Here is a 22339-nt window from a genome sequence, read left to right as displayed (position 1 = left end):
TTGGGGTATAGCCAAGCGGTAAGGCAAGGGACTTTGACTCCCTCATGCGTTGGTTCGAATCCAGCTACCCCAGTTACTATTTGCCGGCGTGGCGGAATTGGCAGACGCGCTGGACTCAAAATCCAGTGTCCGCAAGGACGTGCCGGTTCGACCCCGGCCGCCGGTATAGTAATAAAGACAAGGTTTTCGGACCTTGTTTTTTGATTTAGTGAAGATTTTGATATTTTTCTTTAAGTACAGATAACTGATGAATGATCTTTTTCTTCTTATTCTAGTCATTTTTAGTGTATTTTTGGTATAATATTACTTATTCACAATTTATTTTGATTATGAAAGAGTTTGGTGATTAATGTCTCGGTCTGTTGAATTACTAAAGAAACGTTACTTAAAGAATATAAAAGAGAACCCAGATTTATTTATTGGGATTGAGTTAGAATATCCTATTGTAAATTTAGAGGGTAAGGCTACAGATGGTGAAGTTGTTAAGGATCTCTTTCGATATTTACCATCAGTAGTGGGCTTTACTATCGAAAAAGTGGATGATTTTGGGAATCCAATTCAGTTGCTCGATCCAGTCAGCCAAGATACGATCTTGTTTGAGGTTGCTTATACGACAATTGAGTTTGCATTCGGAAAGGCCGAATCTATCCAAGAGGTAGAAGAACGCTTTAACTTCTATATGGCTACGATTCAGAATAAATTGGGTGAAGCTAATCATGCTATTGTTGGCTGCGGCATTCATCCCAACTGGGATAAAAATGAGAATTGTTCAGTGTCTTATCCCCGCTATCAGATGTTGATGGCTTATCTGAATTTGAGTAGAAATGTAACTAAATCAGATTTACATCATTTCCCTGAGTATGGTGCCTTTATCTGTGGAAGTCAGGTTCAACTAGACGTTTCAAGTTCCAACTACCTGCGTGTTATCAATGCTTTTACGCAAATTGAAGCTGCTAAAGCTTATTTGTTTGCAAACTCTGAGTTTTCTGGTGCGGATTGGGATACCAAAATTTCGAGAGATATTTTTTGGGAAGAATCCATGCATGGTATCTATCCAGAGAATGTTGGTGTCAATACTAGACTATTTAAAGATGAGGATGATTTTTTTGACTATTTAAATCATTCTGCGATTTTTACTGCGGAGCGTGATGGGCAGACCTATTATTTTTATCCGATTCAGGCTAGGGACTATTTGGCTACACCTGAAATCCAAGCATTTACCCTTAATGGGGATGAGGTGTTAATTCATCCTCAGGAGGAAGATTTCCAAACTCATCGTAGTTACCAGTACCAAGACTTAACGACTCGAGGGACAGTTGAGTTTCGTAGTGTGTGTACTCAGCCGCTTGATAGGACTTTTGCTTCTGCAGCCTTTCATTTGGGCTTGTTGGTTCATTTAGACAAGCTTGAAGCTTACTTGCGAACTGCTCCATTTTTTACCACAGCTGGTCGTGATTATAAGCTTTTAAGACGACAATTTTCTAAGAAAAAACTTACAGATGAAGAAGAAGCTGCGGTTCTCGAGTTTTCTAAAGATTTACTCACCCTAGCTGAGGAAGGTCTGGAGAAGAGAGGCAAGCAAGAAATGGTTTATTTAGAGCCTTTGAAGAAAGAATTGGGATTATAATTTCTCTTATAAAGGGAGAATTTTCTGAAAAATCATGATATAATGGAAGAGACTATAGATAAAGGATAGAGATTCATGACATTAGTTTATCAATCAACGCGTGATGCCAATAATACAGTAACTGCCAGCCAAGCTATTTTGCAAGGTTTGGCGACGGATGGTGGTCTGTTTACACCACTTACTTATCCAAAGGTGGATTTGGACTTTGAAACATTAAAAGATGCTTCTTACCAAGAAGTGGCCAAATTAGTTTTATCAGCCTTTTTAGATGACTTTACGGCTGAGGAGTTGGACTACTGTATCAACAATGCCTACGATAGCAAGTTTGATACTCCAGCTATTGCGCCATTGGTGAAACTGGATGGGCAATACAACTTGGAATTGTTCCATGGTTCAACAATTGCCTTTAAGGATATGGCCTTGTCTATCTTGCCATACTTTATGACGACAGCCGCTAAAAAGCATGGTTTAGAGAACAAGATTGTCATTTTGACAGCGACATCTGGTGATACTGGAAAAGCTGCTATGGCAGGATTTGCCGATGTGCCTGGTACTGAGATTATCGTTTTTTATCCAAAAGACGGTGTCAGCAAGGTACAAGAGTTGCAAATGACTACTCAGACTGGCGACAATACTCATGTTATCGCTATTGATGGAAACTTTGATGATGCGCAAACAAATGTGAAACATATGTTTAACGATGTAGCTCTTCGTGAAAAGTTGGCTGCCAATAAACTGCAATTTTCATCAGCTAACTCTATGAATATTGGTCGCTTGGTTCCACAGGTTATTTATTATGTCTATGCCTACGCTCAGTTGGTTAAGACTGGTGAGATTGTAGCTGGTGAAAAAGTCAACTTCACAGTACCAACTGGAAACTTTGGAAATATCTTGGCTGCCTTTTATGCTAAACAAATTGGTCTGCCAGTTGGTAAATTGATCTGTGCTTCAAATGACAATAATGTTTTAACTGACTTCTTTAAAACACGTGTTTACGATAAGAAACGTGAGTTTAAAGTAACGACTAGCCCATCTATGGATATCTTAGTATCTTCAAACTTGGAGCGTTTGATTTTCCATCTTTTGGGGAATGATGCGGTTAAGACAGCTGAACTCATGAATGCTTTGAGTACACAAGGACAATATGAATTGACAGACTTTGATGCAGCGATTCTGGAACTCTTTGCAGCTGAATATGCGACTGAGGAAGAAACTGCGGCAGAAATTAAACGTGTTTATCAAACAGATGCTTACATCGAGGACCCACACACAGCGGTTGCCTCAGCTGTTTATAGAAAATACCAAGCAGCTACTGGCGATGCGACTAAGACAGTGATTGCATCAACAGCTAGTCCATACAAGTTCCCAGTGGTTGCCGTAGAAGCGGTAACAGGAAAAGCAGGCTTGACTGACTTTGAAGCCTTGGCTCAATTACATGACATTTCAGGAGTGGCAGTGCCACCAGCGGTTGATGGCCTTGAAACAGCTCCAGTTCGTCATAAAACAACAGTGGCAGCTGCTGACATGCAAGCAGCGGTTGAGACTTATCTAGGACTTTAAGACAGAGGGAGTAAACTCGGTTGGGAAACCAACTGAGTTTCTTTTCATCAGGAGGAAGGATTGTTTAAGAAAAATAAAGACATTCTTAATATTGCATTGCCAGCTATGGGTGAAAACTTTTTGCAGATGCTTATGGGCATGGTGGATAGTTACTTGGTCGCTCACTTGGGCTTAATCGCTATTTCAGGTGTTTCAGTCGCTGGCAATATTATCACCATTTACCAGGCGATTTTTATCGCTCTGGGAGCTGCTATCTCCAGTGTTATTTCAAAAAGTTTGGGGCAGAAAGATCAGTCCAAGTTGGCTTATCACGTGACAGAGGCTCTCAAGATAACTCTATTGCTGAGTGCACTTTTAGGCGCTTTATCCATCTTTGCTGGGCAAGAGATGATAGGATTTTTGGGAACTGAGCAGGAGGTGGCTGAGAGTGGTGGACTTTACCTATCTTTGGTGGGTGGATCGATTGTTCTCTTGGGCTTGATGACGAGTCTAGGTGCCTTGATTCGTGCAACACATAATCCGCGTCTACCCCTCTATGTTAGTCTTTTATCCAATGCCTTGAATATTCTTTTTTCAAGTCTAGCTATTTTTGTCCTTGATATGGGGATAGCAGGTGTTGCTTGGGGGACTATCTTGTCTCGCTTAGTCGGTCTTGTGATTTTGTGGTCGCAATTAAAGCTGCCTTTTGAGAAACCGACTTTTGGTTTAGATAAGGAACTATTGACTTTGGCTTTGCCAGCGGCAGGAGAACGTCTCATGATGCGAGCTGGAGATGTAGTAATCATTGCCTTGGTTGTTTCTTTTGGGACGGAGGCAGTAGCGGGGAATGCAGTTGGAGAAGTCTTGACCCAGTTTAACTACATGCCTGCCTTTGGTGTCGCTACGGCAACGGTCATGCAGGTGGCTCGAGCAGTTGGAGAGGATAACTGGGAAAGAGTAGACGAGGTAAGCAAGCAAACCTTTTGGCTTTCTCTGCTTCTCATGTTGCCCTTAACTCTCAGTATCTATGCCTTGGGGACACCATTGACTCATCTCTATACGACGGACCCTATAGCAGTTGAAGCGAGCGTTTTGGTGGCACTGTTCTCTCTACTAGGAACTCCCATGGCGACAGGGACAGTTATATATACGGCAGTGTGGCAGGGATTGGGAAATGCTCGCCTCCCCTTTTATGCGACAAGTATTGGGATGTGGTGTATCCGTATAGGGACAGCTTATCTGATGGGTATTGTTCTTGGTTGGGGCTTGCCTGGTATTTGGGCAGGGACTCTCTTGGATAATGTTTTTCGTTGGTTATTTCTACGTTACCGTTACCAGCGTTATATGAGCTTGAAAGGATAGGAGATGCAAAAAATAGCCTTTATTTGGGATTTGGACGGGACTTTATTGGACTCTTACGAAGCGATTTTGTCAGGGATTGAGCAGACCTTTGCTCAGTTTTCTATTCCTTATGATAAGGAGAAAGTGAGAGAGTTTATTCTCAGGTATTCTGTGCAGGATTTGCTGGAGCAGGTGGCAGAAGAGAGAAACCTGGATGCGGAAGTGCTCAATCAGGTACGTGCCCAGAGTCTGGCTGAGAAGAATCCTCAGGTAGTTTTGATGCCAGGTGCGCGTGAAGTGCTAGCTTGGGCAGACCAAGCAGGGATTCAGCAGTTTGTCTATACTCATAAGGGAGACAATGCGCTTACTATTTTAAGAGACTTGGGGTTGGAGTTCTATTTTACAGAGATTTTAACCAGTCAGAGTGGCTTTGCGCGCAAGCCTAATTCACAAGCGGCTGACTATCTGTTAGATAAGTATCAGCTGGATCCTGAGAAGACCTATTATATAGGGGACAGGACTTTGGATGTGGAATTTGCCCAGAATAGTGGCCTTCAAAGCATCAACTTTTTAGAGTCTTCTTATGAAGGGAATCACAGGATTCAAGAGTTAGCAGATATTCCTTATATTTTTGAGGATAAGTGACGAGAAGATTGTGTCAGTTTTGTGACAGAAACCTAACAAACTATTTCAAGTAATCGAGTTTGTTACAAGGAATAGACAGTTCTGTTAAATAGGCCCGAGAGGGCTTTTTTCTGCTTTTTTTGTGTTATGATAGACAGGTACTCATTTGAAAGGAATATGAACGAATGAAGAAAAGAATTATTTTAGCCTCAACAGTAGCCTTGTCTCTTGCTCCCACATTAGGAGCTAAAGCGCAAGAAATTGCATGGACAGCACGTAGTGTTGAGCAAATCCAAAATGACGTGACGAAAAACGAGAACAAAAACAGCTATACAGTTCAGTATGGTGATACCCTGAGCACGATTGCAGAAGCTTTGGGAGTAGATGTGACGGTCCTTGCTAATTTGAATAAAATTACCAATATGGACTTGATTTTCCCAGATACTGTTCTCACTACAACTGTCAATGAGGAAGAAGAAGTGACGGAAGTTGAAATCCAAACTCCTCAAACAGATGCTAGTGAAGAAGTGACGACTGCGACAGCTGATTTGACGACGAATCAAGTGACAGTTGATGAACAAACAGTTCAAGTGGAAGATCTTTCTCAACCAATTGAGGAAGCTCCAACTGCAACAGAGACTGAAAAACCAGCAGAAGTAGCGCCAAGTTCAGAAGTTTCTGAGACAGCGACAGTTGCTGAAGAGAAACCATCTACAGAAACACCAGTAGCTGAAGAAACAGCAGAAACGACTCCAGCGGCAGCACCAGTAGCAGAAACACCAGTAGCAGAAACAACTAGTCCAGTTGAAGAAGCTCCAAAAGTGGCGACTCCAGCGACCGAAGAAACGGCAGCAACAACTCCAGCAGAAGCACCAGTAGCAGCTGCGCCGGCAACTGAAACGCCTGCTGATACAACAGGAACAAGTGCAGCAGAAGAAACAGCAGCATCAACAGCAACTTCTGACACTGTAACTTCGACTTATCAAGCAGAGCAAAGCCAAACTCCTTCAAGAACGTATTCAGCTCCAGCGGCTCCTGACTATGCAGGACTTGCTGTAGCTAAGTCTGAGAATGCTGGTCTTCAACCACAAACTGCAGCCTTTAAAGAAGAAGTAGCCAACTTATTTGGGATTACATCCTTTAGTGGCTACCGTCCTGGTGACAGTGGGGACCATGGTAAAGGTTTGGCCATCGACTTCATGGTTCCAGTGAGTTCAGCACTCGGGGATCAAATTGCAGAATATGCAGTCAAAAATATGGCTAGCCGTGGTATCAACTACATCATCTGGAAACAACGTTTCTACGCTCCATATGATAGTAAATATGGACCAGCCTACACGTGGAATCCAATGCCAGACCGTGGCAGCGTAACCGAAAACCACTATGACCACGTTCACGTTTCAATGAACTAATCATTAAAATGGAAGTTGGGAACTGATTGAGTTCTCGCTTCTTTTTTGTGTGTCATTCCTTCAGGGTAAACAAGAAGATTATTCTGAAGCAAGGTGGGCCCACTATTTTGACTCTGCTGAGTATGTTACTTTTGAAATAAGAAAACCAGCGTCCTGAACGATGCTGGTTTTTGTATGCTCTTATCCATTTCGACGTTTACGGGCTAGTAGGGCTCTGTAAAAGAAGATATGATTGTTTTGGATATAGGGAAGGATTGAAAAACTAGCAATTCCAAAAGTAATCCAATTGAGGAAGTACCAAGGAAGTAGTTGTAAATCGAGGACAAAGCGTTGAAATTTGTAACCTTTCACCAAGAAACGACTGGTTTTCAGGATTTGACTGGGTTTAGCCTGCCCTAAATCTAGAGTGTCGCAGAGGAGGAATTCTACCTGCGAGTAGGCGTAATGTTGCGGGATATAGAGGGCATTTCCTACAATCATCAAGATGAGGCTCGCAAAAAAGTAGAGCCCAAAGGTCATAAGGAATTGCTCGTTTTCAATAGATGAGAGGTCTAGTTTTGGAAACTCAGGATGTAGGGCAACAAATCTTCTAGCCAAGAGATTGCTATAAAAGAGGAAATAAATGCCTACTAAGTTTGGAATGCTCCATAAAAAGAGGTAGAAACGTTTGAGGAGCAGAGTTAGGAAGGTTTGCGAGAAGCGCTCTTCAGCAAAGAGGGCCAGGCTTGATTTTACTGAGAGTTCCGTATCAGGATCCTTGAGGAGTCGGAGTGTCGCAAAGGCAGCACCTACTAGAAAAATCGTGCTCATAAAAGAAACTACTAGCGGGAAGAGATAGGCTTGGAGAACTTGTGCCAGCATGCTGAAAAAGGATTGCTCTAAAACACTTTCTTGGAGACGAGCCAAGGGGTTGAGAAAGCCTGACAAGATAACCAGTATGCTAGGTAAGAGATAGACCAGAAAGAGGCGGGGATTTTCAGCCTGAAATTGCCTAGCCTGCAGACGAATAGTTTTTAAATCAATTTTTGGGTATTTCATTCTCTCATTATACCATAGTTCGTGACAGTTCCAGCTTTTTTTGATAAAATCATACAGTATGCCTTTGGGCGCAAAGTATGAACTGGGACTGTTTTTCCCAGCTTCGGAGGTAAAAAATGTCAGATTCACCAATCAAATACCGTTTGATTAAGAAAGAGAAACACACAGGAGCTCGTCTGGGAGAAATCATCACGCCGCACGGTACCTTCCCGACACCTATGTTTATGCCAGTTGGGACCCAAGCCACGGTCAAGACTCAATCACCAGAGGAGTTGAAGGAGATGGGTTCAGGGATTATCCTGTCAAACACCTATCACTTGTGGCTCCGTCCAGGAGACGAACTCATCGCACGCGCAGGCGGTCTCCACAAGTTCATGAACTGGGATCAGCCCATCTTGACGGATAGTGGTGGTTTTCAGGTTTATTCTCTAGCGGATAGTCGAAATATCACAGAAGAAGGAGTAACCTTTAAAAACCATCTCAATGGTTCCAAGATGTTCCTATCGCCAGAAAAGGCCATCTCTATCCAGAACAATCTGGGCTCAGACATCATGATGTCCTTTGACGAATGTCCTCAGTTTTACCAACCCTATGATTACGTTAAGAAATCAATCGAACGTACCAGCCGTTGGGCTGAGCGTGGTTTGAAGGCTCACCGTCGTCCGCATGACCAAGGCTTGTTTGGGATTGTGCAGGGGGCAGGATTTGAAGACCTTCGCCGTCAGTCAGCTCATGACCTTGTCAGCATGGATTTCCCAGGTTACTCTATCGGTGGCTTAGCAGTGGGGGAAACCCACGAAGAGATGAATGCAGTCTTGGACTTCACAACCCAACTTCTTCCTGAAAACAAACCTCGCTATTTGATGGGTGTGGGAGCGCCAGATAGCTTGATTGATGGTGTGATTCGTGGTGTGGATATGTTTGACTGTGTCTTGCCGACTCGTATCGCTCGTAACGGAACTTGTATGACCAGCCGAGGACGTTTGGTTGTCAAAAATGCCCAATTCGCTGAGGACTTTACGCCACTGGATCCTGAGTGTGATTGCTACACATGTAAGAACTATACACGCGCTTATCTTCGCCACCTACTCAAGGCAGACGAAACCTTTGGTATCCGCTTGACTAGTTACCACAATCTCTACTTCTTGCTCAATCTGATGAAGCAAGTGCGTCAAGCCATCATGGATGACAATCTCTTGGAATTTCGTGAGTATTTTGTAGAAAAATATGGCTACAACAAGTCAGGGCGCAATTTCTAAAGTGTAAAAATAGAATGCCAAAATCCTAAGTTTTCTCTTAGGATTTTTCCTATTTTTTTGATAGAATAGGGAGTATAATGGAATGGAAATTAGGTGGTGTTTTGCTTCCTAATTTAATGGAGAATAGACTCGTATGCGTATTAAATGGTTTTCCTTGATTAGGATTACAGGTTTACTTTTGGTGCTTTTGTACCACTTCTTTCAAACAATCTTTCCTGGAGGCTTCTTTGGGGTAGATGTCTTTTTCACTTTTTCAGGATTTTTGATCACCTCCCTCCTTTTAGAAGAATTTGGGAAGGCACGCCAGATCGATTTACTAGGCTTTTTTAAGAGACGGTTTTATCGTATCGTGCCACCTGTGGTGCTGATGGTTTTGGTGACCATGCCTTTTACTTTCTTGGTTCGTCAAGACTATGTTGCTGGAATTGGTGGCCAGGTTGCTGGAGTTCTCGGTTTTATGACCAACTTCTACGAAATGTTAACAGGGGGAAGTTATGAATCCCAGTTCATTCCGCATCTCTTTGTTCACAACTGGAGCCTAGCTGTTGAGGTTCACTACTATATCCTTTGGGGCTTAGCGGTTTGGTTCTTATCGAAACGTTCAAAATCTAGTAGTCAATTGAGAGGGATGGTCTTTCTCCTTTCTGCGGGAGCTTTTATCATTAGTTTTTTCTCCATGTTTATTGGTAGTCTAATGGCTAGTTCCTATTCATCTGTCTACTTTTCAAGTTTGACCCATGTCTATCCCTTCTTTTTAGGAAGCATTTTGGCGACAGTTGTGGGGGTTCGTCAGACGAGCGATTTAGTCAAGCAATTTGACCGGATGTGGGACCTTCGTCAAAATCTACTGGTGTTTATTGCGGGGCTTTTGGTGTTAGTGCTCTTGACTTTCTTTGTCAAGTTCACCTACCTGTTTGCGTACTTATTTGGCTTCTTGCTAGCAAGTTTAGCGGCAGTGACCATGATTTTTGCTGCGCGTGTCTTGCATGAGAAAACGCCTGAGATACAAGAACCTCGGATCATCACATTTTTAGCGGATACCAGCTACGCGGTTTATCTTTTCCACTGGCCTTTTTATATTATCTTTTCTCAGCTGATGAGTAATCTGCCTGCTGTTATTCTGACAATCATCTTTTCTTATTTCTTTGCTATCCTATCCTTCTATATTATTGAGCCGTTGATTGCCGGTAAATCCAATCCTTTAATACGGAAGATTAGTCGATTACCTCATATTAAACCAATTAGTGCTACTGGTGCTGGCATTCTTACCTTGATTACCTTGATTATCATAGCTGTGGCTCCTCAAGTTGGAGCTTTTGAGACAGACTTGATGGTCAATGGTTTCAAACAAGCCCAGACCAATATAGGACAAACAAAGACTCTTGCTGAACAAGCTGAACTGAGTCGTCTAGGAATTTCTGAGGGAACAAGCCTAATAGGAGATTCGGTAGCCTTGCGTGCCAATACAGCTTTACAAGAGGCACTTCCTGAAGCAAATATCAATGCCCAAGTTAGTCGAACGACCAAGCAAGCCAATGACATCATGCTCAACAACAGTCAGAACAAGGCGCTGCTAAAAACAGTTGTCATTGCAACGGGGGTCAACAATCCTGAAGGCTATAAGAATGATTTGGACAGCATCGTTAACAATCTACCGAAAGGACACCATCTGATACTGGTGACACCTTATGAGGGAGACAAGAGCAAGGACACTTATGCATCAGTGGAGCAGTATGCGGCTTATGCGAGAGAATTAGCTGAAAAGAATCCTTACGTGAGCATCGCTGACTGGAATAAGGTCGCTAAGGAACACCCTGAAATCTGGGCTGGAACCGACCAAGTCCACTTTGGGAATGATAGCAACATGATTGAAGAAGGTGCTAAACTCTATGCAGAGACGATTGCAGCTGCTGTTAAGGCTGCTCAAGAACTACCTGTAAAATCAAAATAAGATCAAAGAGTTGGAGAAATCCAGCTCTTTTAAAATATCTCTAGAAAATAGGTCTATACCATTTACAAATGAAAAAGAAAGGTTTATAATGTAATTGACATAATAAATTCTAGAATAAATCTATCAAGGAGGTTATCATTATGCCTAATTATATTAAAGCGGATCAGTTTTTCTACCCACACGGAGTTCGTCGTGGCGGTTACTTGGAACTTGTGGATGGCAAGTTTGGTAAACATGTAGAACAGATTCCTGAAGGAGCTGAGGTGATTGACTATACAGGTTATAGCATTGCCCCAGGACTTGTGGATACCCATATTCATGGATTTGGCGGTGTGGATGTCATGGACAATAACATCGAAGGGACCCTTCATACCATGAGTGAAGGATTGCTTAGCACGGGTGTTACCAGCTTCTTGCCAACGACGTTGACTTCCTCTTACGAGCAGTTGCTTGCGGTAACTGAAAATATCGGCGCTCGTTACCAGGAAGCAAGTGGAGCCAAGATTCGTGGAATCTATTTTGAAGGGCCTTATTTCACAGAGAAATACAAGGGAGCTCAAAACCCTGCCTATATGAAAGATCCTCGTATGGATGAGTTTCGTGCTTGGCAAAAAGCAGCTAATGGCCTGCTCAATAAAATCGCCCTTGCGCCAGAACGTGAAGGTGTAGAAGACTTTGTTCGTACAATTACGGGTGAAGGAGTGACCGTTGCTCTTGGACACTCCAATGCGACTTTTGATGAAGCTAAAAAAGCAGTCGATGCTGGAGCGAGTGTTTGGGTACATGCCTACAATGGAATGCGTGGGTTGACTCACCGTGAGCTCGGTATGGTGGGAGCCATGTATGAGTTGCCACATACTTATGCAGAATTGATTTGTGACGGTCACCACGTAGATCCAAAGGCCTGTGATATTTTGCTCAAACAAAAGGGAACAGAAAATATCGCCCTTATCACAGACTGTATGACAGCGGGTGGTTTGGAAGATGGAGACTACATGTTAGGAGAATTCCCGGTAGTAGTTGCTAATGGAACTGCTCGCCTCAAATCTACAGGCAATTTGGCAGGTTCTATCCTCAAACTCAAAGATGGTTTGAAGAATGTGGTCGAATGGGGAATTGCGAATCCGCATGAAGCAGTCATGATGGCCAGCCTCAACCCAGCAAAATCTGTTCACATCGATGATGTCTGTGGTCAAATCCGTGAAGGTTACGATGCCGACTTTATCGTACTAGATAAAGATTTGGAATTGGTAGCAACCTACCTAGATGGTGTGAAACGTTATCAAGCCTAAAAAGATAAAAATAGGGGTCAATAAAGGACTCCTATTTTTATGATAGGCTGAAAAGGTATTTAAAGAAGTCTTCCTGATGGGAAAGGCAAGCAAAATCCTTTCATTGTTCTAGAAAATTCGTTATAATATACGGTACAAAGGAAGTAGTGAAAATGTATCGTGTTATAGAAATGTATGGGGATTTTGAACCGTGGTGGTTCATAGAAGGTTGGGAAGAAGATGTCATCATGAGTCAATCTTTTGACAAGTACTATGATGCTCTAAAATATTATAAATCATGCTGGTTTGAGCTGGAAAAGAAGAATCCTCTTTATAAGAGTCGGAGTGATTTGATGACTATTTTTTGGGATCCTGCTGATCAGCGCTGGTGTGATGAGTGTGATGAGTATTTGCAACAGTACCATTCTTTGGCACTTTTGCAGGATGAGCAAGTCATCCCCGATGAAAAGCTACGTCCAGGCTACGAAAAACAAACAGGTCAAGAAAAACACCGTTCTTGCCGTATGAAATGGAGATAAAAAAGTAACTTTTTAAGTTGCTTTTTTTATTTTTTTTTGCGAATAGTTAGATAAGGAGGGCGATATGGTACAAGAAATTGCACAGAAAATTATTGCTACTGCGAAAGAAAAGAAGGCCCAGGATATCTATTTTATCCCCAAGGAAAAGTCCTACGAGCTTCACATGCGGGTTGGAGACGAACGGTGTCTAGTTGACTCCTATGAGTTTGATGTTTTAGCTGCTGTGATTAGTCATTTTAAGTTTGTAGCGGGTATGAACGTAGGAGAGAAGAGACGTAGTCAGCTGGGCTCTTGCGACTATCAGCATGGGGAGAAGGTGTCTTCTCTGCGTTTGTCTACCGTGGGAGATTATCGGGGGCATGAGAGTTTGGTTATTCGTTTGTTGCACGATGAGGAACAGGACCTGCATTTCTGGTTTCAGGATATGAACGAACTGGGTGAGCAGTACAGGCAACGGGGGCTCTATCTATTTGCAGGTCCAGTTGGAAGTGGCAAGACGACCTTGATGCACGAATTAGCCAAGTCTCTGTTTAAAGGACAGCAGGTTATGTCCATTGAAGATCCTGTCGAGATCAAGCAGGACGACATGCTCCAGTTGCAGTTGAATGAGGCGATTGGATTGACCTATGAAAATCTGATCAAACTGTCTCTTCGGCATCGTCCTGACCTCTTGATTATTGGTGAAATTCGTGACAGCGAGACAGCGCGTGCAGTGGTCAGAGCCAGTTTGACAGGTGCGACAGTTTTTTCAACCATTCATGCCAAGAGTATCCGAGGTGTTTATGAACGCCTTCTGGAGTTGGGTGTGACGGAGGAGGAACTAGCAGTTGTCCTGCAAGGAGTCTGCTACCAGAGATTAATTGGGGGAGGAGGAATCGTTGACTTTGCAAACAAAGACTATCAAGAACACCAGCCAACTAGCTGGAATGAGCAGATTGATCAGCTTCTTAAAGCTGGACATATCACAAGTCTTCAGGCTGAAACGGAAAAAATTAGCTACAGCTAAGCAGAAGAAAATCATCACCTTGTTTAACAACCTCTTCTCCAGTGGCTTTCATTTGGTGGAAATTACTTCTTTCTTGGGCAGAAGTGCCCTGCTGGAAAAGGACTATGTAGCCCAGATGCACCAAGGCTTGTCTCAGGGGAAATCCTTCTCAGAAATGATGGAAAGTTTGGGGTTTTCAAGTGTTATTGTGACTCAATTATCTCTAGCTGAAGTTCATGGAAATCTCCATCTGAGTCTAGGGAAGATAGAAGAATATCTGGATAATTTGTCCAAGGTCAAGAAGAAGTTAATTGAAGTAGCGACTTATCCCCTGATTTTGCTGGGATTTCTCCTGCTAATCATGCTGGGGCTCAGGAATTATTTGCTCCCTCAACTGGACAGTAGCAATATCGCCACTCAAATCATCGGCAATCTGCCACAAATATTTCTGGGACTAGTGCTGGTTTGCGCTCTGTCTCTAATTTTAGCCCTCACTTTCTACAAAAGAAGTTCCAAGATGCGGGTCTTCTCAATGTTAGCACGGATTCCCTTTCTAGGAATCTTTGTCCAGACCTATCTGACGGCTTATTACGCGCGTGAATGGGGCAATATGATTTCACAGGGGATGGAGCTGACGCAGATTTTTCAGATCATGCAGGAACAAGGCTCCCAGCTCTTTAAAGAAATTGGTCAAGATCTGGCTCAAGCCCTGCAAAATGGCCGCGAATTTTCTCAAACCATAGCGACCTATCCTTTCTTTAAAAAGGAGTTGAGTCTCATCATCGAGTATGGGGAAGTCAAGTCCAAGCTTGGGAGCGAGTTGGAAATCTATGCTGAAAAAACTTGGGAAGCCTTTTTTACCCGAGTCAACCGCACCATGAACTTAGTACAGCCACTGGTTTTTATCTTTGTGGCCCTGATTATCGTTTTACTTTATGCGGCAATGCTTATGCCCATGTATCAAAATATGGAGGTAAATTTTTAAAATGAAAAAACTCATGACAAATTTAAAAAAAGCCAAGGTTAAAGCTTTCACTTTGGTAGAAATGTTAGTCGTCTTGCTTATCATCAGCGTACTCCTCTTGCTCTTTGTGCCCAATTTGACCAAGCAAAAGGATGCCGTAGATGATAAAGGAAAAGCTGCTGTTGTCAAGGTTGTGGAAAGCCAGGCAGAACTCTATCGTTTGGACAAAAATGATGACGCCAGCCTCAGCAAATTACAAGCGGACGGTCGTATCACAGCTGAGCAAGCCAAAGCTTATAAAGACTACCATGCAAAACAAAAAACAAGTCAAACTGTTGCAGATTAAGGCCTTTACTATGCTGGAAAGTCTCTTAGTTTTGGGACTTGTGAGTGTCCTTGCTTTGGGCTTGTCTGGTTCTGTTCAATCCAGTTTTGCAGCGGTAGAAGAGCAGATTTTCTTTATGGAGTTTGAAGAACTCTACCGGGAAACGCAAAAACGCAGTGTAGCCAGTCAGCAAAAGACCAGTCTGAACTTAGATGGACAGACGATCAGCAATGGCAGTCAAAACTTGACCGTTCCTAAAGGAATTCAGGCACCCTCAGGACAAAGCATTATATTTGACCGAGCTGGAGGCAATTCGTCCCTGGCTAAGGTTGAATTTCAAACCAGCAAAGGAGCGATTCGCTATCAATTATATCTAGGAAATGGAAAAATTAAACGCATTAAGGAAACAAAAAATTAGGGCAGTAATCTTACTAGAAGCAGTAGTAGCTTTGGCTGTGTTTGCCAGCATTGCGACCCTTCTTTTGGGGAAAATTCAGAAAAATAGACAAGAAGAGGCAGAAATCTTGCAAAAGGAAGAAGTCTTGCGTGTGGCGAAGATGGCTCTGCAAACAGGGCAAAATCAGGTAAACATAAATGGAGTGGAGATTCAGGTATTTGCTAGTGAAAAAGGATTGGAGGTCTACCATGGTTCAGAGAAATTGCTCGATCTTAAAGAGCAGTAAGGTAAGAGCTTTCACTCTTTTAGAATCTCTGATTGCCCTTATCGTCATTAGCGGAGGTTTGCTACTTTTTCAAGCTATGAGTCAGCTCCTCATTTCAGAAGTTCGTTACCAGCAGCAAAGCGAGCAAAAAGAGTGGCTCTTGTTTGTGGATCAACTGGAGGCAGAGTTAGAGCGTTCGCAGTTTGAAAAGGTAGAAGGCAATCGCCTCTACATGAAACAGGATGGTAAGGATATCTCTATAGGGAAATCTAAATCGGATGATTTTCGGAAGACCGATGCCAGCGGACGGGGCTACCAACCTATGGTTTATGGACTTAAATCAGCTCAAATTACAGAGGGAAATCAACTGGTTCGCTTCCGTTTCCAGTTTCAAAAAGGCTTAGAAAGGGAGTTCATCTATCGTGTGGAAAAAGCAAAAAGTTAAGGCAGGCGTTCTCTTATATGCAGTCACCATGGCAGCCATTTTTAGCCTTTTGTTGCAGTTTTATTTGAATCGGCAAGTCGCCCATCACAAAGACTTTGCCCTAAACAAAGAAAAGTTGGCAGCTTTTGCTATGGCCAAGCGAAGTAAAGATAAGGTTGAACAAGAAAGTGGAGAACGAGTCTTTAACTTAGGAAAAGTCAGGTATCACAATACGAAAACAGGTTTTGCAACAAGTGTTCGTATGAATAAGGGCAACTATGAATTTCTCTTTCCTCAGATGAAAACCCAAGAAAAGAGAACAGCTAAAAAGGAAGAGGTAGCGACTGATTCAAGCAATCAAGCAGGGAAGAAAAAATCAGAAGAAAAGTCTGAAAAGAAAGACAAATCCTAGTCAATTCAACTTCTTTGTGCTAAACTAAAAGCATGAAACATGATTTTAATCACAAAGCAGAAACTTTTGATTCGCCCAAAAATATCTTTCTTGCAAATTTGGTTTGTCAAGCAGTTGAAAAACAGATCGCTCTTCTATCAGACAAAGAAATTCTGGATTTCGGTGGTGGGACAGGTCTATTAGCTTTGCCCCTAGCCAAGCAGGCCAAGTCGGTTACCCTTGTAGATATCTCGGAGAAAATGCTGGAGCAAGCCCGTTTGAAAGCAGAGCAACAAGACATCAAGAATATCCAGTTTTTGGAGCAGGATTTACTGGCAAATCCCTTGGAACAGCAATTTGACCTGATTGTTGTCAGTCGGGTTCTTCATCATATGCCTGATCTAGATGCGACTCTTGCCATGTTTCACTATCATCTTAGGGAGAATGGACAAGTTTTCATTGCTGATTTTGTCAAGACAGATACCAACCACCATGGTTTTGATTTAGCTGAACTGGAAACCAAGCTCGCCCAGTTTGGTTTTTCGAGCATTGGTAGTCAGATTCTCTATAGTGCTGAAGGTCTTTTCCTCGGAAATTACGCAGAGCTCTTTTTAACTATAGCCCAAAAATCACTCGCTGACTAAAGCAGTGATTTTTTCTCTTCAGATGGAAAAAATAGGGGAATTTTGATAAGATAGGAATATGGATTTTGAAAAAATTGAACAAGCTTATACGTATTTACTAGAGAATGTCCAAGTCATCCAAAGTGATTTGGCGACCAACTTTTATGATGCCTTAGTAGAGCAAAACAGCATTTATCTAGATGGCGAGACTGAGCAAAAGCAGGTCAAGGAGAACAATCAAGCCCTTAAGCGCTTAGCACTTCGCAAGGAAGAGTGGCTCAAGACCTACCAGTTTCTCTTGATGAAGGCGGGACAAACGGAGCCTTTACAGGCCAATCACCAGTTTACGCCGGATGCCATTGCCCTCCTCTTGGTACTTATTGTGGAAGAGTTGCTGGATCAAGAGGAAATTAGCATCCTCGAAATAGGTTCTGGTATGGGGATTTTGGGGGCTACTTTCTTGACTTCTCTTGCTAAAAAAGTAGATTACTTGGGAATCGAAGTGGATGACTTGCTGATTGATTTGGCAGCCAGTATGGCAGATGTGATTGGTTTGCAGGCTGGTTTTGTCCAAGGAGATGCCGTTCGTCCGCAAATGCTTAAAGAAAGCGACGTGGTCATCAGCGACTTGCCTGTAGGCTATTACCCAGACGATGCCATCGCTTCTCGCTATCAAGTGGCTTCTAGTCAAGAGCATACCTATGCCCACCATTTGCTGATGGAACAAGGCTTCAAGTACCTTAAGTCAAATGGCTATGCTATTTTTCTAGCTCCGAGTGATTTATTGACCAGCCCTCAAAGTGACTCATTAAAAGGGTGGCTCAAAGACGAAGTGAGTCTGGCTGCTATCATCGCTCTGCCAGAGGATATTTTCTCAACTGCAAGCCAAGCTAAAAGTATTTTTGTCTTACAGAAGAAAAGAGACAAGGAAATAGAACCCTTTGTCTACCCTCTTACTAGCTTGCAAGATCCGTCAGTTTTGTTGACCTTTAAAGAAAATTTTCAAAATTGGAGCAAAGGTACTGAAATATAAAAGAGATTTTGTTATAATAGATGAAAACGCTTAAAAAGAGGTATCATCTTATGACAAAAACAATTGCAATCAATGCAGGAAGCTCAAGCTTGAAATGGCAACTATACCAAATGCCAGAAGAAACTGTATTGGCGAAAGGCTTGATTGAACGTATTGGCTTGAAGGATTCGATCTCAACAGTAAAATTTGACGGTCGTTCGGAGCAACAAATTCTTGATATTGAAGACCATACACAAGCCGTTAAAATTTTATTAGATGACTTGATTCGTTTTGACATTATCAAAGGGTACGACGAAATTACAGGTGTCGGCCACCGCGTCGTTGCAGGTGGTGAATATTTCAAGGAATCAACAGTTGTTGAGGGAGATGTGTTAGAAAAAGTTGAGGAATTGGGACTCTTGGCTCCTCTTCACAATCCAGCTAACGCAGCTGGAATTCGCGCATTTAAGGAATTGCTGCCAGATATTACCAGTGTTGTCGTATTTGATACCTCATTCCACACAACCATGCCAGAGAAGGCTTATCGCTACCCTCTACCAACTAAATACTACACAGACAACAAGGTTCGTAAATATGGTGCCCACGGGACAAGCCACCAGTTTGTCGCAGAAGAAGCAGCGAAACTTTTGGGCCGTCCTCTAGAAGATTTGAAATTGATTACCTGCCATATTGGTAACGGGGCTTCTATCACAGCTGTTAAGGGTGGGAAGTCTGTGGATACTTCTATGGGATTCACACCACTTGGAGGTGTGATGATGGGAACTCGTACAGGAGATATTGACCCTGCTATCATCCCTTATCTCATGCAATATACAGAGGATTTCAATACCCCTGAAGATATTAGTCGCGTTCTCAATCGTGAATCAGGGCTCATGGGAGTTTCTGGCCAGTCAAGCGATATGCGTGATGTGATTGCTGCCATGGAAGCAGGAGACCATGATGCAACTTTGGCTTATGAAATGTATGTTGATCGTATCCAAAAACATATCGGCCAATATCTTGCAGTCCTAAATGGAGCAGATGCGATTATCTTCACAGCAGGTATCGGTGAAAATGCTGCAAACGTACGTGAAGATGTCATCTCAGGTATCTCTTGGTTTGGTTGTGATGTGGATCCAGAAAAGAACGTCTTTGGTGTAACGGGAGATATCTCAACTGATGCGGCGAAAATCCGTGTCTTGGTTATTCCAACAGATGAAGAATTGGTGATTGCACGCGATGTTGAGCGCTTGAAAAAATAAGTAAATACACGTAAAATTTGATTGTAAAAAGAAGTTGGGAAAGAGATTTTCCAGCTTTTTTTATGTAGAAAATGTCTAAAACCTTGCTGTTATTGGCTTTTTCAAAAAATATGGTATAATAGTAGTAATTTAATAGATGGAGTTGAGTTTTGAAGAAAAGCTTTCGTGTAAAAAGAGAGAAAGATTTTAAGGCGATTTTCAAGGACGGAACAAGTTTTGCCAATCGAAAATTTGTTGTCTACCAATTGGAAAACCAGCAAAACCATTTTCGAGTAGGACTGTCCGTCAGCAAAAAGCTGGGGAATGCAGTTACCAGAAATCAAATCAAGAGACGAATCCGGCACATTCTACAAAGTGTAAAAGGGAGTTTAGTAGAGCATGTTGATTTTGTCGTGATTGCCCGAAAAGGGGTGGAAACCTTGGAATATGCAGAGATGGAGAAAAACCTACTCCACGTATTAAAGTTATCAAAGATTTACCAGGAAGGAAATGGGAGTGAAAAAGAAACTACAGTTGACTAGTTTGTTGGGCCTGTCCTTGTTTATCATGACAGCCTGTGCAACAAATGGTACAGCTAGCGATATAACAGCAGATTCGACAGACTTTTGGAGCAAATTCGTCTATTTTTTTGCTGAAATTATCCGCTTTTTGTCCTTTGATATTAGTATCGGAGTGGGGATTATTCTCTTCACGATTTTGATCCGGACGATTTTATTGCCGGTCTTTCAGACACAGATGGTTGCCTCTAGAAAAATGCAAGAGGCTCAACCGCGCATCAAGGCTTTGCGAGAGCAATATCCGGGTCGTGATATGGAAAGTAGAACCAAGCTAGACCAGGAGATGCGCAAGGTCTATAAAGAGTTAGGGATTAAACATTCATCCTCTCTCTGGCCAATTTTAATACAAATGCCGGTTCTCTTGGCGCTCTTTCAAGCCTTGAGTCGAGTAGACTTTTTGAAAACAGGTCACTTTTTATGGATTAATTTGGGAGGAGTAGATACAAGTTTTGTCCTTCCGATTTTGGCGGCAGTCTTTACCTTCTTGAGTAGCTGGTTATCGAATAAAGCTTTGTCCGAAAAAAGTGGAGCTACGACAGGGATGATGTATGGTATGCCTGTATTGATCTTTGTTTTTGCCATCTCCGCCCCAAGTGGTGTAGCCTTGTACTGGGCCGTATCCAATGCTTACCAAGTTCTGCAAACCTATTTTTTGAACAATCCTTTCAAGATTATTGCTGAAAGAGAAGCAGTGGCGCAAGCAGAAAAAGATTTAGAAGGCAAGAAGAGAAGAGCTTTGAAAAAAGCACAGAAAAAGAAAAAATAAGGAGGAATCTGGTAATGGTATTATTTACAGGTTCAACGGTTGAAGAAGCAATCCAAAAAGGATTGAAAGAATTAGACATTCCAAGAATGAAGGCCCACATCAAGGTCGTTTCAAAAGAGAAAAAAGGATTCTTAGGCTTGTTTGGTAAGAAGCCGGCTCAAGTTGATATCGAAGCGATTAGTGAAACGACAGTGATCAAAGCCAATCAGCAGGCCATTAAAGGGGTTCCAAAAGAAGTCAATGAAAAAAATGAACCCGTGAAAACAGTAAGTGAAGCAACTGTTGATTTGGGGCATGTAGTTGAAGCGATTAAGAAGATTGAAGAAGAAGGTCAAGGTGTTTCTGAAGAGGTCAAGGCTGAAATCCTGAAAAATGAAAAACATGCCAGCACGATTTTGGAAGAAACAGGTCATATTTCAATTTTAAATGATTTGGAACCAGAGGATACTGCCGAGGAAGTGGAATCTGCTCCAGAAAAAGAAACTGAAACGCAGGAAGCAACAAGCCAATCTTTGGAAGATTTAGGCTTGAAAGTAGAACCAAGTTATGACATCGAACAAGTGGCAACTGAAGTAGCTAACTACGTTCAAACCATTGTAGATGATATGGATGTTGAAGGGACGATTTCAAGTGACTACAATCGCCGCACCATCAATCTTCAAATTGACACGAATGAACCAGGCCGTATTATCGGCTATCACGGAAAAGTCTTGAAAGCTCTTCAACTATTGGCGCAAAATTACCTTTATAATCGCTATTCAAGAACTTTCTACATTACGATTAACGTCAATGATTATGTTGAACACCGTGCAGAAGTCTTGCAAACCTACGCTCAAAAATTAGCGAATCGCGTTTTGGAGGAAGGTCGTAGCCAGCAAACAGATCCAATGTCGAATAGCGAACGCAAGATTATCCATCGCATTATTTCACGCATGGATGGAGTGACCAGTTATTCTGAGGGTGATGAGCCAAATCGCTATGTTGTCGTAGATACAGAATAAACAAAATCAGGCTTGACCTGATTTTTTGCTAGAAAAAAGGAGAAAAGACCGATGATGGAAACCATCAGAAACTATCTATCTTACGCGGGGATCCAGTATCGTAATCCAGATAAGTCTGGAGATGAGCGAGAGAAGATGCTGGAATTGCGCCACAAAGGCCAGGAGGCTCGTAAGGCTTTTACAAATCTGGCCAAGGACTTCCAAGCAAGTCATCCAGAATGGCAACTTCAACAGACTAGTCAGTGGATGAATCAAGCGCAGCGCTTGCGACCGCATTTCTGGGCCTATCTACAGAGAGAGGGGCAGGTAACAGAACCCATGTTGGCGCTGCGTTTGTATGGGAAACCCTCAGATTTTGGGATTTCCTTAGAAGTCAGCTTCATTGAGCGCAAGAAAGATGAACAGACTTTAGACAAGCAAGCCAAGGTTTTAGAACTTCCAGTGGTAGAAGGAATTTATTATCTAGTCTACTCAAATGGGGAAAGTCATAAGGTGGAGGCTACTGAGGAGAACCGTCGCACTTTACGCGAGAAGGTACGCAATCAGGAAATCCGTAAAGTTTTGGTAAAGTCGGATGTTTCTTTTATTGAAAATCAAACATTAGCAGAGATTTTAGAAAAATTAGAAGAAACTTATACTCGCCTACTTCCTTACTATGAGGTGACGAGGAAGTAAAATTTCTCAAAAATATCATAAATCGTTCAGTCCAAGAGTGAACAGTCCGCTGTGTAATTCTTGGTCTTTTTGTTTGTGTTTTCAAAATATA

The 22339-nt window shown here is 42.3% G+C and carries 24 protein-coding genes and 2 tRNA genes; 25 read left to right on the top strand and 1 reads right to left on the bottom strand.

What is annotated here, in order from left to right:
- Position 1 precedes the first annotated feature (1 nt).
- From AXF18_RS02655 to AXF18_RS02625, 7 genes are all read left to right on the top strand, one after another.
- Positions 2–73: transfer RNA gene (locus tag AXF18_RS02655), tRNA-Gln, on the top strand.
- A 9-nt stretch (positions 74–82) separates the two neighbouring features.
- Positions 83–166: transfer RNA gene (locus AXF18_RS02650), tRNA-Leu, on the top strand.
- 183 nt (positions 167–349) lie between these two features.
- Complete coding sequence (locus tag AXF18_RS02645) at positions 350–1627, top strand: gamma-glutamylcysteine synthetase (protein WP_065371426.1); 1278 nt, start codon at positions 350–352, stop codon at positions 1625–1627.
- 75 nt (positions 1628–1702) lie between these two features.
- Positions 1703–3187, top strand: a complete 1485-nt coding sequence (gene thrC, locus AXF18_RS02640) for a threonine synthase (protein ID WP_000177136.1) — start codon at positions 1703–1705, stop codon at positions 3185–3187.
- Positions 3188–3247: 60 nt separating this feature from the next.
- Positions 3248–4528, top strand: a complete 1281-nt coding sequence (locus AXF18_RS02635; RefSeq protein WP_049550045.1) for an MATE family efflux transporter — start codon at positions 3248–3250, stop codon at positions 4526–4528.
- Positions 4529–4531: 3 nt separating this feature from the next.
- Positions 4532–5152 (top strand): HAD family hydrolase, encoded by a 621-nt coding sequence (locus tag AXF18_RS02630; RefSeq protein ID WP_049550044.1) that lies wholly within the window; start codon positions 4532–4534, stop codon positions 5150–5152.
- A 164-nt stretch (positions 5153–5316) separates the two neighbouring features.
- Positions 5317–6543 carry a LysM domain-containing protein gene (locus tag AXF18_RS02625; RefSeq protein ID WP_049550043.1) on the top strand — a complete coding sequence of 409 codons (1227 nt, stop codon included), beginning with the start codon at positions 5317–5319 and terminating at the stop codon, positions 6541–6543.
- Between the two features lie 180 nt (positions 6544–6723).
- Here the strand turns inward: AXF18_RS02625 and AXF18_RS02620 are convergent, their stop codons facing one another.
- On the bottom strand, positions 6724–7581 hold the full coding sequence (locus tag AXF18_RS02620; protein WP_000876903.1) for a DUF975 family protein: 858 nt from the start codon (positions 7579–7581) through the stop codon (positions 6724–6726).
- Positions 7582–7697: 116 nt separating this feature from the next.
- On the opposite strand from AXF18_RS02620, the gene tgt reads away from it, so the two are divergent.
- The 18 genes from tgt (at position 7698) to AXF18_RS02530 (ending at position 22248) form a co-directional block, all read left to right on the top strand.
- Positions 7698–8840: a tRNA guanosine(34) transglycosylase Tgt gene (tgt, locus tag AXF18_RS02615; protein ID WP_001285238.1), complete on the top strand. Its 1143-nt coding sequence runs from the start codon at positions 7698–7700 to the stop codon at positions 8838–8840.
- A 133-nt stretch (positions 8841–8973) separates the two neighbouring features.
- Entirely contained in the window at positions 8974–10791 is a 1818-nt protein-coding gene (locus tag AXF18_RS02610) for an acyltransferase family protein (protein ID WP_001220892.1), read from the top strand.
- A 140-nt stretch (positions 10792–10931) separates the two neighbouring features.
- Positions 10932–12083, top strand: coding sequence for an N-acetylglucosamine-6-phosphate deacetylase (nagA, locus tag AXF18_RS02605; protein ID WP_001134442.1), 1152 nt, complete (start codon positions 10932–10934; stop codon positions 12081–12083).
- Between the two features lie 152 nt (positions 12084–12235).
- Positions 12236–12601, top strand: a complete 366-nt coding sequence (locus tag AXF18_RS02600; protein ID WP_000286399.1) for a DUF1033 family protein — start codon at positions 12236–12238, stop codon at positions 12599–12601.
- 64 nt (positions 12602–12665) lie between these two features.
- A complete protein-coding gene (gene comGA / locus AXF18_RS02595; RefSeq protein WP_000249586.1) occupies positions 12666–13607 on the top strand; it encodes a competence type IV pilus ATPase ComGA in 942 nt (313 codons plus the stop codon).
- Positions 13528–14571: a competence type IV pilus assembly protein ComGB gene (gene comGB, locus AXF18_RS02590; protein WP_161800217.1), complete on the top strand. Its 1044-nt coding sequence runs from the start codon at positions 13528–13530 to the stop codon at positions 14569–14571. Before comGA ends, comGB begins: the two co-directional genes overlap by 80 nt.
- A gap of 1 nt (position 14572) precedes the next feature.
- Positions 14573–14896: a competence type IV pilus major pilin ComGC gene (gene comGC / locus AXF18_RS02585; RefSeq protein WP_000735798.1), complete on the top strand. Its 324-nt coding sequence runs from the start codon at positions 14573–14575 to the stop codon at positions 14894–14896.
- Entirely contained in the window at positions 14859–15293 is a 435-nt protein-coding gene (gene comGD / locus AXF18_RS02580; protein WP_001180062.1) for a competence type IV pilus minor pilin ComGD, read from the top strand. Before comGC ends, comGD begins: the two co-directional genes overlap by 38 nt.
- A complete protein-coding gene (comGE, locus tag AXF18_RS02575) occupies positions 15256–15558 on the top strand; it encodes a competence type IV pilus minor pilin ComGE (RefSeq protein ID WP_000413383.1) in 303 nt (100 codons plus the stop codon). The genes comGD and comGE overlap by 38 nt, the downstream gene beginning before the upstream one ends.
- The gene (comGF, locus tag AXF18_RS02570; RefSeq protein ID WP_000250700.1) at positions 15521–15982 is read left to right on the top strand and encodes a competence type IV pilus minor pilin ComGF; all 462 of its coding nucleotides are present in this window, start codon (positions 15521–15523) and stop codon (positions 15980–15982) included. Before comGE ends, comGF begins: the two co-directional genes overlap by 38 nt.
- Positions 15960–16373 (top strand): competence type IV pilus minor pilin ComGG, encoded by a 414-nt coding sequence (gene comGG / locus AXF18_RS02565; protein ID WP_000265645.1) that lies wholly within the window; start codon positions 15960–15962, stop codon positions 16371–16373. Before comGF ends, comGG begins: the two co-directional genes overlap by 23 nt.
- 32 nt (positions 16374–16405) lie before the next feature.
- Positions 16406–16996 carry a class I SAM-dependent methyltransferase gene (locus AXF18_RS02560; protein ID WP_049501162.1) on the top strand — a complete coding sequence of 197 codons (591 nt, stop codon included), beginning with the start codon at positions 16406–16408 and terminating at the stop codon, positions 16994–16996.
- Between the two features lie 58 nt (positions 16997–17054).
- On the top strand, positions 17055–18008 hold the full coding sequence (locus tag AXF18_RS02555; RefSeq protein WP_000345140.1) for a class I SAM-dependent methyltransferase: 954 nt from the start codon (positions 17055–17057) through the stop codon (positions 18006–18008).
- 50 nt (positions 18009–18058) lie between these two features.
- Positions 18059–19249 carry an acetate kinase gene (locus tag AXF18_RS02550; protein ID WP_000167800.1) on the top strand — a complete coding sequence of 397 codons (1191 nt, stop codon included), beginning with the start codon at positions 18059–18061 and terminating at the stop codon, positions 19247–19249.
- 149 nt (positions 19250–19398) lie between these two features.
- Complete coding sequence (gene rnpA, locus AXF18_RS02545) at positions 19399–19770, top strand: ribonuclease P protein component (protein ID WP_000748120.1); 372 nt, start codon at positions 19399–19401, stop codon at positions 19768–19770.
- The gene (locus tag AXF18_RS02540; RefSeq protein WP_000728097.1) at positions 19745–20572 is read left to right on the top strand and encodes a membrane protein insertase YidC; all 828 of its coding nucleotides are present in this window, start codon (positions 19745–19747) and stop codon (positions 20570–20572) included. The genes rnpA and AXF18_RS02540 overlap by 26 nt, the downstream gene beginning before the upstream one ends.
- A 14-nt stretch (positions 20573–20586) precedes the next feature.
- Positions 20587–21573, top strand: coding sequence for an RNA-binding cell elongation regulator Jag/EloR (gene jag, locus AXF18_RS02535; protein ID WP_000242587.1), 987 nt, complete (start codon positions 20587–20589; stop codon positions 21571–21573).
- 51 nt (positions 21574–21624) lie between these two features.
- A complete protein-coding gene (locus tag AXF18_RS02530) occupies positions 21625–22248 on the top strand; it encodes a hypothetical protein (protein WP_000970732.1) in 624 nt (207 codons plus the stop codon).
- Positions 22249–22339 lie beyond the last annotated feature (91 nt).

The organism is Streptococcus sp. oral taxon 064 (assembly GCF_001683375.1).
Taxonomy (GTDB): Bacteria; Bacillota; Bacilli; order Lactobacillales; family Streptococcaceae; genus Streptococcus; species Streptococcus oralis_S.
The sequence above is the reverse complement of the archived record's forward strand: the minus strand, read 5'-3'. Positions and strand labels throughout refer to the sequence as shown.

Excerpts from the sequence above, each read along its gene's own strand:
- AXF18_RS02645 (WP_065371426.1), top strand. The coding sequence starts at position 350 with ATGTCTCGGTCTGTTGAATTACTAAAGAAACGTTACTTAAAGAATATA.
- comGA (WP_000249586.1), top strand. The coding sequence starts at position 12,666 with ATGGTACAAGAAATTGCACAGAAAATTATTGCTACTGCGAAAGAAAAG.
- AXF18_RS02625 (WP_049550043.1), top strand. The coding sequence starts at position 5,317 with ATGAAGAAAAGAATTATTTTAGCCTCAACAGTAGCCTTGTCTCTTGCT.
- AXF18_RS02600 (WP_000286399.1), top strand. The coding sequence starts at position 12,236 with ATGTATCGTGTTATAGAAATGTATGGGGATTTTGAACCGTGGTGGTTC.
- AXF18_RS02560 (WP_049501162.1), top strand. The coding sequence starts at position 16,406 with ATGAAACATGATTTTAATCACAAAGCAGAAACTTTTGATTCGCCCAAA.
- AXF18_RS02610 (WP_001220892.1), top strand. The coding sequence starts at position 8,974 with ATGCGTATTAAATGGTTTTCCTTGATTAGGATTACAGGTTTACTTTTG.
- comGD (WP_001180062.1), top strand. The coding sequence starts at position 14,859 with ATGCAAAACAAAAAACAAGTCAAACTGTTGCAGATTAAGGCCTTTACT.
- jag (WP_000242587.1), top strand. The coding sequence starts at position 20,587 with ATGGTATTATTTACAGGTTCAACGGTTGAAGAAGCAATCCAAAAAGGA.
- AXF18_RS02630 (WP_049550044.1), top strand. The coding sequence starts at position 4,532 with ATGCAAAAAATAGCCTTTATTTGGGATTTGGACGGGACTTTATTGGAC.
- AXF18_RS02555 (WP_000345140.1), top strand. The coding sequence starts at position 17,055 with ATGGATTTTGAAAAAATTGAACAAGCTTATACGTATTTACTAGAGAAT.
- comGE (WP_000413383.1), top strand. The coding sequence starts at position 15,256 with ATGGAAAAATTAAACGCATTAAGGAAACAAAAAATTAGGGCAGTAATC.
- AXF18_RS02550 (WP_000167800.1), top strand. The coding sequence starts at position 18,059 with ATGACAAAAACAATTGCAATCAATGCAGGAAGCTCAAGCTTGAAATGG.
- AXF18_RS02530 (WP_000970732.1), top strand. The coding sequence starts at position 21,625 with ATGATGGAAACCATCAGAAACTATCTATCTTACGCGGGGATCCAGTAT.
- thrC (WP_000177136.1), top strand. The coding sequence starts at position 1,703 with ATGACATTAGTTTATCAATCAACGCGTGATGCCAATAATACAGTAACT.
- AXF18_RS02620 (WP_000876903.1), bottom strand. The coding sequence starts at position 7,581 with ATGAAATACCCAAAAATTGATTTAAAAACTATTCGTCTGCAGGCTAGG.
- comGB (WP_161800217.1), top strand. The coding sequence starts at position 13,528 with ATGAGCAGATTGATCAGCTTCTTAAAGCTGGACATATCACAAGTCTTC.
- comGF (WP_000250700.1), top strand. The coding sequence starts at position 15,521 with ATGGTTCAGAGAAATTGCTCGATCTTAAAGAGCAGTAAGGTAAGAGCT.
- tgt (WP_001285238.1), top strand. The coding sequence starts at position 7,698 with ATGTCAGATTCACCAATCAAATACCGTTTGATTAAGAAAGAGAAACAC.
- comGC (WP_000735798.1), top strand. The coding sequence starts at position 14,573 with ATGAAAAAACTCATGACAAATTTAAAAAAAGCCAAGGTTAAAGCTTTC.
- nagA (WP_001134442.1), top strand. The coding sequence starts at position 10,932 with ATGCCTAATTATATTAAAGCGGATCAGTTTTTCTACCCACACGGAGTT.